Source organism: Nocardioides cavernae, from assembly GCF_016907475.1.
GTDB lineage: Bacteria > Actinomycetota > Actinomycetes > Propionibacteriales > Nocardioidaceae > Nocardioides > Nocardioides cavernae.
In genome coordinates, this window is record NZ_JAFBCA010000001.1 from 1468186 (window position 1) to 1483417 (window position 15232).

At 71.9% G+C, this 15232-nt stretch carries 17 protein-coding genes; 6 read left to right on the forward strand and 11 right to left on the reverse strand.

The features are described 5' to 3' along the window. Positions 1 to 9 precede the first annotated feature (9 nt). A complete protein-coding gene (locus JOD65_RS06790) occupies positions 10 to 717 on the forward strand; it encodes a hypothetical protein (RefSeq protein WP_191193149.1) in 708 nt (235 codons plus the stop codon). Positions 718 to 750: 33 nt separating this feature from the next. Here JOD65_RS06790 and JOD65_RS06795 read toward each other — a convergent pair whose 3' ends face one another. After that, on the reverse strand, positions 751 to 1323 hold the full coding sequence (locus JOD65_RS06795) for a cupin domain-containing protein (RefSeq protein WP_191193148.1): 573 nt from the start codon (positions 1321 to 1323) through the stop codon (positions 751 to 753). Positions 1324 to 1406: 83 nt separating this feature from the next. After that, positions 1407 to 2345: an acyl-ACP desaturase gene (locus JOD65_RS06800; protein ID WP_191193147.1), complete on the reverse strand. Its 939-nt coding sequence runs from the start codon at positions 2343 to 2345 to the stop codon at positions 1407 to 1409. A 116-nt stretch (positions 2346 to 2461) separates the two neighbouring features. On the opposite strand from JOD65_RS06800, the gene JOD65_RS06805 reads away from it, so the two are divergent. Both JOD65_RS06805 and JOD65_RS06810 read left to right on the forward strand, forming a co-directional pair. Next, entirely contained in the window at positions 2462 to 3052 is a 591-nt protein-coding gene (locus JOD65_RS06805; RefSeq protein ID WP_191193146.1) for a TetR/AcrR family transcriptional regulator, read from the forward strand. Continuing rightward, positions 3049 to 3672: a VC0807 family protein gene (locus JOD65_RS06810; RefSeq protein ID WP_191193145.1), complete on the forward strand. Its 624-nt coding sequence runs from the start codon at positions 3049 to 3051 to the stop codon at positions 3670 to 3672. The genes JOD65_RS06805 and JOD65_RS06810 overlap by 4 nt, the downstream gene beginning before the upstream one ends. A 44-nt stretch (positions 3673 to 3716) precedes the next feature. Here the strand turns inward: JOD65_RS06810 and JOD65_RS06815 are convergent, their stop codons facing one another. Then, on the reverse strand, positions 3717 to 4310 hold the full coding sequence (locus tag JOD65_RS06815; RefSeq protein ID WP_191193144.1) for a hypothetical protein: 594 nt from the start codon (positions 4308 to 4310) through the stop codon (positions 3717 to 3719). 205 nt (positions 4311 to 4515) lie between these two features. Here JOD65_RS06815 and JOD65_RS06820 point away from each other — a divergent pair, with 205 nt between their 5' ends. Together JOD65_RS06820 and JOD65_RS06825 are read left to right on the forward strand one after the other, a co-directional pair. Continuing rightward, positions 4516 to 5790, forward strand: a complete 1275-nt coding sequence (locus tag JOD65_RS06820; protein ID WP_191193143.1) for a TY-Chap domain-containing protein — start codon at positions 4516 to 4518, stop codon at positions 5788 to 5790. 46 nt (positions 5791 to 5836) lie between these two features. Next, positions 5837 to 7501 carry a nuclease-related domain-containing DEAD/DEAH box helicase gene (locus JOD65_RS06825; RefSeq protein ID WP_191193142.1) on the forward strand — a complete coding sequence of 555 codons (1665 nt, stop codon included), beginning with the start codon at positions 5837 to 5839 and terminating at the stop codon, positions 7499 to 7501. 28 nt (positions 7502 to 7529) lie between these two features. Here the strand turns inward: JOD65_RS06825 and JOD65_RS06830 are convergent, their stop codons facing one another. From JOD65_RS06830 to JOD65_RS06860, 7 genes are all read right to left on the reverse strand, one after another. Next, a complete protein-coding gene (locus JOD65_RS06830) occupies positions 7530 to 8180 on the reverse strand; it encodes an endonuclease/exonuclease/phosphatase family protein (RefSeq protein ID WP_191193141.1) in 651 nt (216 codons plus the stop codon). Positions 8181 to 8235: 55 nt separating this feature from the next. After that, entirely contained in the window at positions 8236 to 8685 is a 450-nt protein-coding gene (locus tag JOD65_RS06835) for a methyltransferase family protein (RefSeq protein ID WP_191193140.1), read from the reverse strand. Further along, positions 8682 to 8981: a hypothetical protein gene (locus JOD65_RS06840; RefSeq protein WP_191193139.1), complete on the reverse strand. Its 300-nt coding sequence runs from the start codon at positions 8979 to 8981 to the stop codon at positions 8682 to 8684. The genes JOD65_RS06835 and JOD65_RS06840 overlap by 4 nt, the downstream gene beginning before the upstream one ends. Positions 8982 to 9073: 92 nt before the next feature. Continuing rightward, the gene (locus tag JOD65_RS23935; RefSeq protein ID WP_191193138.1) at positions 9074 to 10684 is read right to left on the reverse strand and encodes a helix-turn-helix transcriptional regulator; all 1611 of its coding nucleotides are present in this window, start codon (positions 10682 to 10684) and stop codon (positions 9074 to 9076) included. Between the two features lie 19 nt (positions 10685 to 10703). Continuing rightward, positions 10704 to 11828, reverse strand: a complete 1125-nt coding sequence (locus tag JOD65_RS06850) for a flavin-containing monooxygenase (RefSeq protein ID WP_191193137.1) — start codon at positions 11826 to 11828, stop codon at positions 10704 to 10706. Between the two features lie 141 nt (positions 11829 to 11969). Continuing rightward, positions 11970 to 12611, reverse strand: coding sequence for a nucleoside/nucleotide kinase family protein (locus JOD65_RS06855; RefSeq protein WP_191193136.1), 642 nt, complete (start codon positions 12609 to 12611; stop codon positions 11970 to 11972). A gap of 72 nt (positions 12612 to 12683) precedes the next feature. Further along, the gene (locus JOD65_RS06860; RefSeq protein WP_191193135.1) at positions 12684 to 13091 is read right to left on the reverse strand and encodes a hypothetical protein; all 408 of its coding nucleotides are present in this window, start codon (positions 13089 to 13091) and stop codon (positions 12684 to 12686) included. A gap of 120 nt (positions 13092 to 13211) precedes the next feature. On the opposite strand from JOD65_RS06860, the gene JOD65_RS06865 reads away from it, so the two are divergent. Further along, the gene (locus tag JOD65_RS06865; RefSeq protein ID WP_191193134.1) at positions 13212 to 14381 is read left to right on the forward strand and encodes a hypothetical protein; all 1170 of its coding nucleotides are present in this window, start codon (positions 13212 to 13214) and stop codon (positions 14379 to 14381) included. A gap of 10 nt (positions 14382 to 14391) precedes the next feature. Here the strand turns inward: JOD65_RS06865 and JOD65_RS06870 are convergent, their stop codons facing one another. Beyond that, the gene (locus JOD65_RS06870; RefSeq protein WP_191193133.1) at positions 14392 to 15219 is read right to left on the reverse strand and encodes an oxidoreductase; all 828 of its coding nucleotides are present in this window, start codon (positions 15217 to 15219) and stop codon (positions 14392 to 14394) included. Between the last annotated feature and the right edge of the window lie 13 nt (positions 15220 to 15232).

Here is a 15232-nt window from a genome sequence, read left to right on the forward strand (position 1 = left end):
GACACCGACATGACCACCACCGTCGACCGAGGGACCGTCCCCGGCACCCCTGTCGCGTCCGAACACGACCTGACCCGGCTGAGTGCCCGCTTCGGCATCGCGTTCACCGCCTGCCAGCTGCTGGTGATGATCGCGATGGCGGCCTTCGTCCTGCCGGGCGTCGGCACGCCCGGCGATCCGGCGGCAGAGCGCGGGCAGGCCATCCTCGACGTCGAGACCGCCTACCGCGTGAGCAACTACGCCTTCATGGTCGCCGGGACGTTGTTGCTGGGGTTCCTCGGCGCCGTGCACGTCCGCCTCCGCCGGGTCGATCCCAGCGGCGTCCTGGCCACCGTCGCCGTCGCTGCCGGCACGATGCTGGCGCTGGTCTGGCCGCTCGCGGGCGTGCTGCACGACGTCGCGCTGCGCGCCGCCGCCGACCGTACCGACGTACGCCTCCTGGCCGGGTGGGACGCGATCGCGCCGTACTCGCTCGCCTTCTCCGTGTTCCCGCGGATCTTCTTCGTCGGTGCGATCGTGCTGGGCCTCCGGTCGGCCGGGAGGTCGCCCTGGCTGCACCGGACCGGCCTCGTGCTGCTGCCCCTGAGCCTGCTCGGCAGCGCGACCCTGCTCACCGACGCGCTCTTCCCGCTGCTCGCGCTGAGCACCCTCGGGTACGAGCTGTGGGTCGGGGCTGTCGCCTGGCACTGGCTCCGCTCGGAGCGCACCTCCGTCTGACGACCATGCCCGGTGCTCGCTCCGGCGCTGCGGTCACCGAGGCCGCGGCATCGGCTCGGAGGTGTAGCGCGGGTACCAGCCCCGGTAACCGAGCGTCCGGCCGAGCAGCGCGAGGGGGGTGAAGACGGCTCGCTGGACGACGGCGGGCGGGCGAGCGAGCTGCACCTCGGCGTCGTACTCCCGCAGGAGCACCGCCATGCTCAGCGGGTTGGGCAGTCCCTTGCTGTTCGTCCTGCCGTCCTTGGCCAGCCCGAAGAAGGTCTCGAAGAACATCTCCGTGCGCAGGGCCGGCGCGAACTCGACCCGCACGCACGCCTCGTCGTCGCCGACGTTGGCCCAGGTGTGGGCCCGGCCCGGAGGGACGGCGGTCGTCTCCCCGGCTCCGAGGACCCGTTCGTCGCCGTCGACCTCGAACCTCACGGTGCCGTGGACGACCCGGAAGCGCTCCTCCTGGTGCGGGTGCACGTGGGCGGCGGCCGGGTGCCCGCCGGGCTTGGCGAAGATGTCGCCCTCGAGGAGCCGACCGTCGGTGTCGCCCGCGACCCTGAGCCACACGACCATCTCGCCCGTTCGCGGGTGCTCCAGCACGTCACCTGCCCTGGCCATGGCACACCTCCAGCCGACAGTCGACTGTAGGACGGCCGCTGCCGACGCGTCATCACCAAGTGGAGGGGGTCAAGCCCGCATCCTCAACCAGCTGCCTGGCGCGCCGCCTTCTTTGCTGCCGCCTCGTCCCGCCGCTCGACGAACCGCGTCGCCTCGCCGTCGAGCGCAGCGACGGCGGCGGCCAGCTCGTCGCGGGCCGCCTCGCCGTCGGCATCCAGGTCGGACAGCTCCCACACCCCCCACTGCCGCAGCAGCGGGGTGACGATGTCGTCGTGGTGGATGCGGAGGTCGTAGATGCCGGCCTTGGCCATCTGCACCGCCTTGCGTGAGAAGCCCGGGATCACGCTGCCCGGCATCTCGAACCCGACGACCTCCTCGGTGATCGCGCGCATCGTCTGGCTGGGCGACAGCTCGAGGGCCGCGCTGACGAGGTTGCGGTAGAAGATCATGTGGAGGTTCTCGTCCTTGGCCACGCGGGCGAGCAGCTTGTCGGCGATCGGCTCCTCGGTGTAGCGGCCGGTGTTGCGGTGCGAGACGCGGGTGGCGAGCTCCTGGAACGAGACGTACGCGCAGACGTTGAGCAGCGACTTGTCCATCGCCTCGTAGCCCGTCTCCATCGTCTCCATCCGCGCGCGCTCGAGCTCGACGGGGTCGACGCCTCGGGTGACGAGGAGGTAGTCGCGGATGCAGAACGCGTGCCGACCCTCCTCGGCGGTCCACCGGTTCACCCAGGTGCCCCACGCGCTGTCGCGGCCGAAGGCGCGGTCGATCTCACGGTGGTAGCTCGGCAGGTTGTCCTCGGTGAGCAGGTTGACCTCGAGCGCGGTGCGCGCGATGGACGACAGCTGGGACTGCGCCACCTCCCAGGGATCGCCGCCGAGGTCGGCGAAGTCGCGGCCCAGGCTCCACGGGACGTACTCGTGGGGCATCCACTCGTCGGCGATCGACAGGTGCCGGTTGAGGTTCTCCTCGACCACCGGCTCGAGCTCGGTCAGCAGCTGGGTGCTCTCGAGTGCGGCCATGGGGTCTCCTCACCGGGCGGTCGCGAGGACGGGCGCCTCACGCTCCTTGCCTACACCCGAGGGCGGTCCGGTGGAAAGGCTCGCCGGTCGTATCCGACGGGGCTAGTCTCTTACTTGTGCAAGTAACGGAGCGCTCGGCGGCGGCGACCGCGCGGCGGGCCCAGGTCCTCGAGGCGACGATCGACGTCGTCGCGGAGGACGGCTTCGCCAAGGCGTCGTTCGCCCGGATCTGCGAGCGGGCGGGCCTGTCCAGCACCCGGCTGATCAGCTACCACTTCGCCGGCAAGGCCGAGCTTGTGGCGGCGTTGGTCGAGCACGTCGTCGCCGGGATCGGCGACCACGTCGGCGCCCTGGTCATGGCGGCGGAGACGCCGGGCGAGCGGCTCCGGGCCTACATCGAGGGCGTCGTGGGGTACGCCGACACGCACCGCGCGCCGATGTCGGCCTTGCTCCAGGTGGTGATGTCCGGCGCCTGGGGCGACGGCAGGCCGGCGCCGAGCGACGTGAGCCACCTCGAGAGGATCCTCGCCGACGGTCAGCGCTCCGGCGCGATGCGGGAGTTCGACACCCACGTCATGGCCAGCACGATCCAGCGAGCCGTCGAGGCAGTGCCCTTCCAGCTGGAGGCCGACGCCGACCTCGACTGCACGGCGTACGCCGCCGAGCTGGTGGAGCTCTTCGACCGCGCGACGAGGGCCGATCAGTGACGCTGATTCGACCGCTCCTCGGCATCGTCGGGTCGACGGCGCTCTACTACCTGATGCGTCACCTCGGCGTCAGCGTGTACGCCGCGCTGGTCGTCGGCGCAGTGCTGTCCCTGGTCCCGGCGTGCGTGTCGATGCTCCGCGGCAACCGCCCCAGCGGGCTCGAGGCATTCTTCACCGTCCTGCTCTTCGCGAGCTTCGCGATCTCCCTGCTCCCCGGCGACGAGCGGTTCCTGCTCGCCAAGGACGCGCTGGTCACCAGCGGCGTCGGCCTGTGGTTCCTCGCCAGCCTGCGGTGGGCCGACCGGCCGCTGGCCTACCAGTTCGCCAGGCCGATGGCCGAGGGCCGGCTCGGCTGGCCCGGCGACTGGGAAGGGCTCTGGGAACGCGAGCCGTGGTTCCGCCAGATGTGGCGTACGTCGAGCACGCTCTGGGCGATCGGCACGCTGCTCGACGCCGTCGCGCGGGTCGTCATGGCGTACACCCTGCCGCCCGACGTGGTGCCCGGGCTCAACCTGGCGATGTACGTCGCGACCGCCGTCGTGCTCAACGTGGTGACGACCGTCGTCTACGTCCGGGCAGGTGCCCTGGGGCGGCGTCGGCGGACGCCGGTGGCGGGGTGAGCTGCCCGGGGCTCCCGAGCGCCCCGGTGCACCCACGTGGCGTCTCAGCGCGACGCGAACCAGGGGCGGTGCAGGTCGTAGAACTGTGCGTCCGCCATGGCGTACTCGAGGTCGGACCGCACCTCGGGCGGCGGCTCGACCTGCTCGCCCTGCCGCGCGTCGGCCTCGCTGGTGAACGCGACGGTCTCCGTGAAGGTGCCGTCCGGCTCGACGGCGAGCGTGCCGCCGATGATGTCGGGCCGCATCTGGTGCAGCGAGTCGGTGTCGGAGGTCATCATCGACTTGAGCCGGTCGACGTCGTCGACCCTGCCCCGGATGATCTGGACGAAGCCCGCGCTGTCGGACCCGCCGTCCATCAGGAGGGTGACGTCGTCGCAGTCGTGGAACTCGACCGGACCGTCGAAGAGCTCCATCATGCGGGCGGCCCAGGCGTCCTGCTCGGGCCTGCCGGAGTTGGACATCGCGGAGTCCCGCGAATCGAATCGGACGACGCCCACGAACGTGTCGTCGTCGGTGAACCCGTAGGTCCCTCCGAGCCAGCCCTGTGCTCCGGAGCTGAGCTCGTTGCGCCACGTGTCCAGGTGCTCGTGGAGCTCCTGCTGGCGCGTGCATGTGCCTTGGATGATCTGGATGAACACGCTGCCCCTCCTCGGTGTGGTCACCCACCTCTCGGGAATGGGGGGTGGGAGGGCAGTCCTCGAATCTACGCCGATGGGCGGGCCGGTGACAGGAACGCCGGATCGGTCTGGACCGCCTCGATCCGCACCGGGGACCACTGTCGGTGGTCGTCCCTAGAGTCGTCCTCGTGGGGATCGCGGGGGCGATCCGGTGAGGGGTCGAAGCATGGGCGGAGAGCTGGAGCGTCGGTGGGACGACGCGGTGGAGGGGGCCTGGCGGGAGTTCCGCCAGCGCCTGGCCGACCACGTCGCGGGGTTGGGTGAGGACGACTCGATCGTCGTCGAGGTGCCGCAGCAGCAGGAGGCCGGAGCGGCCCCCTACTGCCAGGTGGCAGGCGGCGAAGCGATGGTGCGGGTCGAGGCGGTGAGCAACGTCTACCTCGCCGCCGGGTCCGAGCTCGACGAGGAGCAGGAGCGTGCCCTCGAGGGGCTCGGCTTCCAGCGACCCGAGGCCGAGGACTGGTCCGAGGGCGAGACCAACTTCTGGCTCGACCTCGAGCTGCGGGAGGCCGACCGGGCAGCCGTGGTGGTGGTCCGTGCGCTGCGCGAGGTCTACGGCGTGCTCCACCCCGTCTACCTCGACGCCGACGGGCTGGAGCCGGAGGGTGCCGTACGCCCTCTGCCGCCGAAGCCGCAGCGCGCCGAGCCCGACCCGGACGAGGTCGTCCGACCGTCGTCGGTCGAGGAGGTGCGGGCGGTCATCGACCTCGCGGTCGCCGACATCTTCGACGAGGCGCCGGAGTGGGACGACGACGGTGACCTCCCGCTGCCGACGGAGGACCACCTCGTGTGGGTGTCGGTCAACAAGAACGCTCCACGTGCCCTGCTGTCCTGCCTGCTGGTCGACGACGTGGCGGACCGCCAGGCCGCGCTGGTCGAGGTCAACCGGCTCAACCGCACCGAGTTCGGCCTGACGTTCCACCTCAGCGACCAGCGCATCAGCGTCACGCGCGAGCTCGGGCTCGAGGTGGCCGAGCCCGCCGCCGTCCGGATCGAGGTCCTCCGGATGCTGTCGCAGGTCGACGGGTGGGCCCGCGACCTCGCCGAGCGCGTCCGCACGGCGCCTGAGCCTGCGGGCGAGCGGCCGGGCAGCCGGTTCGAGACGGCGTACGCCGTGATGGCCGAGCTCGAGCGCGACGACCGCGGGTCGGTGGGTCCGGCCGCGATGGTGCGCATCTACGGCAACGACACCGGCCTCCTGCTCAAGGCGGTCCGGATCACCGAGAAGCGCCGCCGCGAGACGCGCACGCGGATCCGGGAGGCACGGGCAGCGGGACAGCGCAGCAAGGAGAAGGTGCTCCAGGCGCGGCACGACTACCTCCGCGACCTGGCCGCGCGGATGCGGGCCGGGCTGCGACTGATGGTCGACGCGCCCGTGCGCAAGGTGCAGCTCGACCAGCTCGCGCTCTTCGACGAGGACGAGGCCGGGACCACCCGGTGACCGCGTTCGGCCCACGTGCGGATCGGATCGATGGTGGGGTGGTCTCATGCCGCGCCTGATCCCGGAGAGCCCGACCTTCACCACTGGCTCCGAGAAGGAGGTGTGGGAGCGGCTGCGCGACACACTCGCCGACGACGACGTGCTGCTGGCCAACCTCCGCCTCACTGACGGCGACAAGGATCACGAGGCCGACATCGTCGTGCTCATGCCCGACATCGGCGTGCTCGTGCTGGAGGTGAAGGGCGGCAGTGTCACAGTCGAGCCGGACGACGCCGAGGGACACCGGTGGTGGACCCAGAGCGGGGGCGGGCGCCGGCAGATCCGCCCCGTCGACCAGGCGCGCGGCACCAAGCACGCACTGCGCCGCTACGTCGACCAGCACGCGCGCGGCGGGACCACCCGCCGGGTGGCGTGGGGACACGGGGTGGTCGTTCCCTACGCGCGGTTCGACGCGGACTTCAGCGTCCCTGAGCTGCCGCGCTGGTCGCTCCACGACAAGGACGACCAGTTGGTGCTCGCGGAGCGGGTCCGCGACGCGGCGTGGTGGATGCAGCACGGCGACCGCCCGCCGACGCACGACGACGTCGAGGTGCTCACCGACATCCTGACCGGGCGGTTCCCGACGCCCTACGACGTCAACGCGGAGTCGGACGACCGCGCGGCCGAGTTCGACCGGCTCACCATGGAGCAGGCCTCGATCCTGCGCGTGACCCGCCTGCTGACCCGCGTCGAGGTGCGCGGCGGTGCCGGCAGCGGCAAGACCGTGCTCGCCCTCCAGCAAGCCAAGGAGCTGGCTCGTGGCGGTCAGGGCCGCAAGTCGCAGCGCGTCGCGCTGCTCTGCTACTCGATTGGGCTCGCGGAGCACCTCCGCCGCCAGGTCGCGACGTGGGACCGGCGCCACCGGCCGGCGTTCGTGGGCACCTTCCACGCGTTCGGCCAGCAGTGGGGCGCAGCCGAGGGCGATCGCACGGACAGCGAGTTCTGGGAGGAGCGGCTGCCGGCCGAGATGGCCGAGCTGGCCGCGGAGCTGCCCGACAAGCACAAGTACGACGCGGTGATCGTCGACGAGGCGCAGGACTTCGCGGACTCGTGGTGGACGCCGGTGCTCCGGTCGCTGCGCGACGAGGAGCAGGGCGGTCTCTACGTCTACTCAGACGAGAACCAACGGATCTTCGCGCGCTTCGGCCGTCCCCCGGTTGCCCTCGTGCCGCTCGTGCTCGACCACAACCTCCGCAACACCCAGCAGATCCACGACTCCTTCGGACCCCTCGCGCCCAGCCGGATGTACTCGCGGGGTGGCCACGGTCCGGCAGTCCGGTTCGTCCCTTCCACTCAGGAGGACGCCGTCGAGGCGGCCGATGACGCCGTCGACTCGCTCCTCGAGTCCGGCTGGGAGCCACGCAACGTCGCCCTCCTCACCACCGGTCATCGCCACCCGGTCCAGGTCGAGCGGACCGACTTCCACGACCAGAAGGGCTACTGGCGCACCTACTGGGACGACGACGTGTTCTACGGCCACGTGCTCGGCTGCAAGGGACTCGAACGCCGGGCAGTCGTGCTCTGCCTCAACGAGGACGGATCACGCGACCGTGCCCGCGAGCGGCTCTATGTAGGGATGTCGCGTGCCACCGACGAGCTGGTGGTCGTCGGAGATCCCGACACCGTTCGCTGGGTGGCGGGCGAGGACGTGGCGCGGAGGTTGGGGTTGTGAGCTGCGCGTCCCGAGGCGTCTCGGATGCTCAGAGGTCGGTGTCGACGACGTAGGCGTCGTGGTCGGACAGGCGCTTGCCCTCGTGCGTGGCTTCAACCCGTCTGGCCGTCGCCGCCGTGCCTCTTGGGACGGCGACGTGGTCGATGCTGAGCAGGCCCTCGATCGGGTGCGGCAGCTCGGCAGTCGGGACCACCAGCCCGAGCTCGTCGAGAGCCCGCGCGATCTCGCGGCGACCGCCCTGCGACCCGGCGTGCTCACGCCCGTCCAGGGCGTGGTTCCAATCGCCTCCCCAGATGAGCGAGTCGGCTGCGCGAAGGCGCAGGAGGAGGTCGTCGACAGCGTGCCTGGTCTTGTCGGCGTGACGGTCCCCGACCCATGGATGCCGCGATCCGCAGGACGTCCACGGCAGCACCGAGCTGACGTACGTCGTCGCGCGGATCTGCGCCGCGGCGCTCGCCGGGTGCGGGTCCGGGCTCGAGGTCAGGGGCAGCCTGCTGGCGACCGCCGCCCAGCGCCGTCGCCGGGCCATCAGTGCCAGCGACGGGCTGACGGCGTAGCGGGGAAGGCTCGTCCGTTCGTTGACCTCGGTCAGCAACCACACGTCGCAGTCGGCATCGAGCATCAGTCCCCGGTGCTCGTCCGACCAGCGTCCGGCGAGGTTCCACGTCCCGATGCGCACGGCGGCATCATGGCGGACGGACCTCACGCCGCGCGCACAGGGCTCGACCTACGAGTCACAGGTAGCGCGGGACCCTGTCCAGGTAGTCGGCGTACTCGGCGCCGAACCGGTCGGCCAGCCAGCGTTCCTCGCGCAGCACCCAGCGGTGCACGAGGGCCGCGCTGATCGGGACGGTGGCGAGCATCCAGCCGTTGCGGGTTGCCCCAGCGAGGCCCAGGTGGAACGTCGTGAAGCCGACGTACAGCGGGTTGCGCGAGAGCCCGTGCACGCCGGTCGACACGAGCGACGAGGGGTCCTCCAGGGAGCCGGGGCCGCGCTCTCGCCAGGCGGCCGCAACCAGGAGGAGGCCGCCTGCCACGCACGCGCGGCCGACCAGACGGGCTGGAGCCGGGAGCCGCAGCGGCCGCACCCGCTGCGCGAGCATGCCCACCGCCACGCCACCGAGTGTGTCGCCGGGCAACGGGATGCTGTCGACCACCGCAGCGAGGCGCCACGAGGCGGTCATGGCGCACCCGCTGACACCGGCGCTTCGCGGTGGGCCTGACGGTTGCGGAGGTACCAGTACAGCATCAGCGCAGAGCTGCCCACGTAGAACGTGTGCAGCACCCAGATCGGACCGGGTGGCAGGTTGAAGACGTAGACGGAGTGCACCGCGTTGCCGAGGTTGGCCAAGGCGATGTTGCCGAAGCTGTAGGACGACAGCTCACGCGTCCTGAGCGCCTTGCGGAGCATCGGCACGACACTGCCGGCGAAGACGATCGTGGAGACTGTCCCCGCGAGCATCGGCAGCGTCGCGTCCATGTGCCAACGCTAGGCGCGCGACCCTGCTGGCGGCATCGAGCGAAACACGCATCCCAGCTGGGGCGCCAGGTGGGAAGGACGACCCATCGGCGTCACACGAGCCCGTGCTCGAACGCGTACGCCGCGGCGGCCGTGCGCGAGCCCACCTCGAGCTTGCCGAAGATGTTGGAGAGGTGCCGGGCGACGGTCTTCTCGCTCAGCACCAGCTCAGCCGCGATCTGCGAGTTGCTGCGACCGGACGCGACCAGGCGGAGGACCTCGAGCTCGCGGGCGGTGAGTCCGGCGGGCAGCGACGCGGGCGCCAGCAGCGACGAGGCCAGGTCCGCCATGGGCTGGGCGCCGACGTGCCGGAACGACGCCCGGGCCGCGGTGAGCTCGCGCTCGGCCGACGACCTGTCCGAGAGCGCGAGGAGGCAGCGGCCGATGAGCAGACGCGCGACGGCAGCGTCGTACTGCGCGGACGACTGCGCCCACAGCTGGTGGGCCTTGCGCAGGTAGGGGAGTGCGCCGGCGGCGTCGCCCGCCTCCAGCTCGACGGCACCCAGTGCCTGTGCTGCGGCAGCAGCGAGCGCGGTGGCACCCACGGAGGAGGCCAACGACGACAGCTCGAGCGCCAGGGAGCGGGCCCGGTCGACGTCGCCCGTGGCGAGCAGCACCTCGATGGCTGCCGGCAGCAGCCGGCACCGCTGCACGGGTCCGTCGGGCGGGGCGAGCAGTCGCTCCACCGCGGCGAGCGCTGCCGTGCCCCGGCCGCCGGCGAGCCACAGCAGCGCCAGGCCGGGCTGCGGGTCCACGCCGAGGTCGGCGGCTCGCTGGTAGGCCGCGTCCGCCTCCTCGAGCGAGCCGCGCAGCCGCATCAGGTCGCCGGTCTCGATCGCGGTCAGCCCGATGGCGGCGGGTGTGCCTGCTGCGAGGTAGCGGTCGGCGGCGCTGGCGTACTCGCGCAGCGCGTCGTCCCACGCACCCCTGAGCCGCATGAGCTGGCCACGATGCACCGCGCACTGGCCGGTGAAGGCGAGGAGTCCTGGCTGGGCGGCGCACCAGCGCTCGAGGGCCGTCGTCCACTCGGCGGCCCGGCCGAAGTCGCTGATCTCCTGCACGCCCTCGATGGCGGTGCAGTAGACGTGCCCGGCGATGAACGGGGATGTCTCGCCGGACACGACCCGGACCATGGCGTCGTCGAGCTGCGCCAGGCCCTCGCCGAAGCGACCGGCCATGATCGAGACCCGGCCCTGCGCGCAGGTGCTCATCGCGAGCAGGTCGGCGTCGTGGAAGCGGCGGCCCGCGTCGTGGGCCTCGTCCGCGAGGCTGCCGGCCGTTGCCAGGTCCCCCTCACCGAGCGCGCGGAACATCGTCAGGAACGCGAGCCACCCGCGCTCGACGCAGTCCTCGCCGATCTCCTCGACCAGCTCGCCAGCGCGAGCCGCCCAGCCGCCGGCGAGCGCGGGTTCGCCGTGGGCGGCTGTGCTCATCGCGAGCCGGAAGGCACATCCCACGGCGCCGTTGAGGTCCCCCGCGTCCCGGTGGGCCAGGAAGGCGAGCTGCAGCACCCGCACCACCTCGTCGTGGTGGCCCACGAGCTCGACGGCCGTGCTGAACCGGTCGAGCTCGGTGGCGGTCAGGTCGTCGAGCCCGTCTCGGGACCACGCGTCGTACGCGGCCTGCCAGTCGCCGCGCGCGAAGTGGTCAGTGGCCCGACTCACGGTTCGAGGGTACGGCGGGTCAGGCCGCCGTGGGCAGGCTCGTCGTGGCCTTCCCCAGCGTGTGGGAGCGGGCCGCGATCCGGTCGGCGACGTACGCCGCGTCCCGGCCGACACCGGGCAGGACCATCGAGCTGAACGCGTACTGGAAGCACAGACCGCAGAAGAACAGTCCCGGCGCGTCGTCGACGACGCCGCGCATCTCCCTCGGCCACCCGTCCTCGCCGAGGATCGGCAGGTGGATCCAGTCGAAGACCTGCCGGAAGCCCGTGGCCCACACGACGGTGGTGACGTCGCGGGGAGTCCCGCCGACCACCGGACGGCCGTCGCGGACCTCCTCGACCCGGCTGGTCACGCGCTCGACGCCACGCGCGAGGAGGTCGCGGCGCTTGACGCGGAGCATCGGTCCGCCGTGGTTGCGCAGCTCGCCCATCAGTTTGGCGCGCATCGGGCTGCGCCGGGTGAGCACGTGCTTCCAGGCGAAGAGCAGGACGGGGAAGACGACGCGGAACGCCGGCGACCCCAGCCGGGGTGGGATCTCGCCGCAGTCGCGTCCGGCCAGGATCGTCGGGTGCGTCTCGGCCAGCTCGAAGGCGATGTCGGTGCCGGAGTGGCTTGCGCCGACGACCAGCACCGGTCCGTCGTTGACCTGACCGGGGCGGCGGTACTCGCTGGAGTGCAGCTGCAGGATGGCCGGGTCGAGCACCGCCGCGATGTCGGGGACCGCGCCGGTGCGGCCGAAGGTCCCCGTGCAGACGACGACGCTGCGGCAGGTGTAGCGCCCGCGGTCGGTCGAGACGACGTAGCCGTCGCCGTCGCCGTCGAGGGCCTGCACCCGCGTCCCGAGGCGTACCGGCAGGCCGAACGTCCGGGCGTAGGTCTCGAGGTAGTCGCCCACCGCGTCCTTGCCCGGGAAGGTCCAGCGTGGTGCGGGGAACGGCAGGCCCGGGAGGCCGTCGACGTGGGCGGGTGAGTAGAGCTTGAGGCTGTCCCACTGCCGGCGCCAGCCGTCGCCGACGCGGGCTGCGGCGTCGAGGACGACGCACGGGATGCCGCGGCGCTGAAGGTGGTAAGCGGTCGAGAGGCCGGCCTGGCCGGCGCCGATGATCACGGTGTCGATGTCTGTGGTGGTGTCGTCGGTGTCCATGCCGCGACGATATTTCGCGCGGGCCCCGGTCCGCGTCGGGCGCGATGCCCATCTCGGACGCCCGCCCGATGGGTGGATGCACCCACTTCGCAGTCCGCGGCGGACTACCGGCCGGTCTCGTCTGCCGGGCCGGTGGCGGGTTCAGGGGACGTCGACAGCAACGATCAGGTCGGCCGCGTCGCGGGTGGCGCTGATGAGTCGTGCGTTGGGTTGGTCGACCTGGTCGACCCAGGCCCGAGCGGCCTCGGGTGACTTGCCGTACTGCTCGTGACGGCGCACCAGCCGCTCACGGCGTACGTCGTCGTGGACCTCGACGTGCCAGACCTCGGTCAGCAGCGGGCGTACGCGCTCCCAACCGCGGTCGGGCAGGAGGAGGTAGTTGCCCTCCGTGACCACGAGCCGTGCCGACGGTGGGATCGCCATGGCGGCGGCGATGGGTTGCTCGAGGTCGCGCTCGAAGCCGGGGGCGAAGAGCGTGCGGTCGGGTTCGTCGTGCAGACGGCGCAGCGCGGCGACGTAGCCGTCGACGTCGAAGGTGTCCGGAGCACCCTTGCGACTGCGGCGTCCCAGCCGGTCGAGCTGGACGTCCGCGAGGTGGAAGCCGTCCATCGGGAGGTGGCCGACCGCGTCCGGGCCCATCTCCGCGCGCAGGTGCGACATCAGCGTCTCGGTGAGGGTCGACTTGCCGGCACCCGGTGCGCCGGTGACGCCGAGCAGGACGCGACCCGGCCGGTCGAGGAGCGACGTCGCGCGGTCGACGAGCGCGGCCAAGGAGAGGGTCACTGGGCTGGTGCGCCCTCGGTCGGGATCTCCGGTGTGCGCATGTCGCGAGGGTAGTCACACCGCCTGGGCCGACTACCGGATCCCGACGACGTCGGCCGGGATCGGACGGATCGCACCACGGGTGGCGAGGTGGACGACCTCGCACGGCACGGCGGCGCGGCGTGCGGCGGCGTAGAGGCTTGTCGCCCAAGCGCGGTCGGTGTCGGTGATCGTTCCCTTGCCCGGCCGGGAGCGGAGGAACGCGACCCGAAGGCCGGGCGCGACCTCGCGCTCGAGCATGACCAGGAGCTTCGCGAGGCCGTCGAGCTCCTCGGTGCCGGGTGGGTGCGCGGCGTCTGCGATCTCGGTCAGCTGGGGCAGCGGGCGGTCGTCGACGATGAGCATCATCCAGACGCTGTGGCCGCCGTAGCTCCACGGGCCCATCAGCTCGCGCCACGCGTCCTCCAGCTGCGACTGGGTGGTGAGGACTGGTTCGTACATGGCGTCGAGACTGCCCCCGGAAGCGGCGCGTGGCGAACGCGTCTCCACAGGGTCAGCGGTTGTCCACAGATCCGTTCGAACGGCTTGTGGCGGCGATCCGCGCGGGCCTTGGGTGGAGGCATGTCTCGGAACCCCACTCCCGGCTTTCGCCGGCTGCCACGCGTCGCCGACCGGATGACCGCGGCCCACTTCGACCTCGTCAAGCAGTCCCTCGCCGCCGAGCGGAGCGGTGATGCCGCCCGTGCCCTCGAGCTGCACTCCAGCGTCCCGGCGCTCAACCTCCGGAGCCGCCACCACGTCCTGCTGGCCCAGCTCGCCGCGCTCGGCGACCACGTCCCCGAATGGGTGTGGGCGCGCTGGATGGCCTACCAGGCCATTCGCTGCGAGGACCCGGGCTCGGAGACGGGACAGGCCCAACGGCTCGCACTCAAGTACGCCATCGAGACCTTCCACGGCGACCAGCTCGCCGACTGCCACGCCGACGGGGGCGACCCGGTCAGGGTGGTCGCGTGGGTGGCGTCGGAGTCGTGGTTGTTCCACCAGGTCCTCGTCCACGAGCTGGGCGGGCTGGAGCGCTTCGTCGACGAGCTCGCGACCGGTCGTCTCGCCGAGCACGCCGAGCTGGCGCGGTCCTGGGTGGGCGCACGGCTGGGCGGCTACCAGGTCGGAGCGAGCCTGCCCAGCGGGCGGCTGCGCGTCCACGATCCGGCCGCCGGCTCCTGGCTCGAGGTCCTCGATCTCGGTGCCCGGTCCGACGCCGGCGACGAGGGGTGGGTCCTCGGGCGCCTGGTGCCGAGCGCGGTCGACGACCTCCTCATGTTCGACACCCCACCCATCTCGGTGCCCGAGACCGTGGCCCGGGACGTGGCGGAATCGCCGCAACCGTGGATGCGCATCAAGGAGGCGCTCGACGAGGGCAGGCTCGTGGAGCGTCGCTTCATGCGGGCCGACCACGAGCTGGTGACCGACGTGCTGTCGATCGACCTGCTCCGGATCGGTACGGCGCCCACGGACCTCGAGCGGGTCACCGCGCAGCTGCGATCGGGGCGTGACGAGATCCCACGGGCGGCGTTCCGCATCCTGCGGCGAGCCGCCGACGGCGACATGTTGCAGTCCGACGCTTCGCACGTGGCGGCGGCGGTCCTCCAGCCACGTGCGCGTGCCGACGCGCGCAGGATGCTGGTCCGCGAGGGCCAGTACGACGTCTGGGCGCGGTGGGCGGCGCTGGTGCACGAGCCGGCGCGTGGTCTGCTCCTCGACTTCGCCGAGGCGTGCCGGGCCGCCGGATGACAGCCGGTGGCTACCGCGTCCCGTAGGTCCGACTGACGACCTCGTCGAAGACCCGGTCGGGCAGCAGGTCGCGCGATGTCGTGATCGTCCGCGCGCCGCGGCCGACGGGGTAGCGCGCGGCCGGACGCTTCGCCAGCGCGGCCTTCACGATCTTGTCCGCCACCTCCTCGGGCGTCGACGCACGAGACGGCTCGTCGAAGCGCTCCATGACGCCGTGGGCGTGACGGGCGTACGACGCGTAGGGGCCGTCGCCGGACCGCTCGAGCAGCGAGTCGCGGGCGATCTCGTTCCACTCGGTGCGGATCGGGCCGGGCTCGATCAGCACGACCTGGATGCCGAAGGGCCGCAGCTCCATGCGGAGGCTGTCGCTGAAGCCCTCCACGGCGAACTTGGTGGCGTGGTACCACGCGCCGAACGGCTCGTAGAACTTCCCGCCGATCGAGGAGATGTTGATGATCCGCCCCGACTCCTGGACGCGCATGTGCGGGGTGACGAGCTGGACGAGGCGGGCGAGGCCGAAGACGTTGACCTCGAACTGCCGCCGCGCCTCGTCGATCGGCACGTCCTCGACGGCGCCGTACGAGCCGTAGCCGGCGTTGTTGACGAGGAGGTCGATGCGCCCCTGCTCGTCGATGATCCGGTCGATGCCGGCGACCATCGAGGCGTCGTCGGTGACGTCCATCGCGAACGTGTGCACGCCGAGGTCGGACAGGGAGGCCATCCGGTCGACGCGGCGCGCGACGGCGTACACGACGAAACCCTTGGCCAGCAGGGCGCGTGCGGTGCTCTCGCCGATACCGGACGAGCCACCTGTGACGAGGGCGACGGGGGAGGTCATGGAGCGAGCGTAC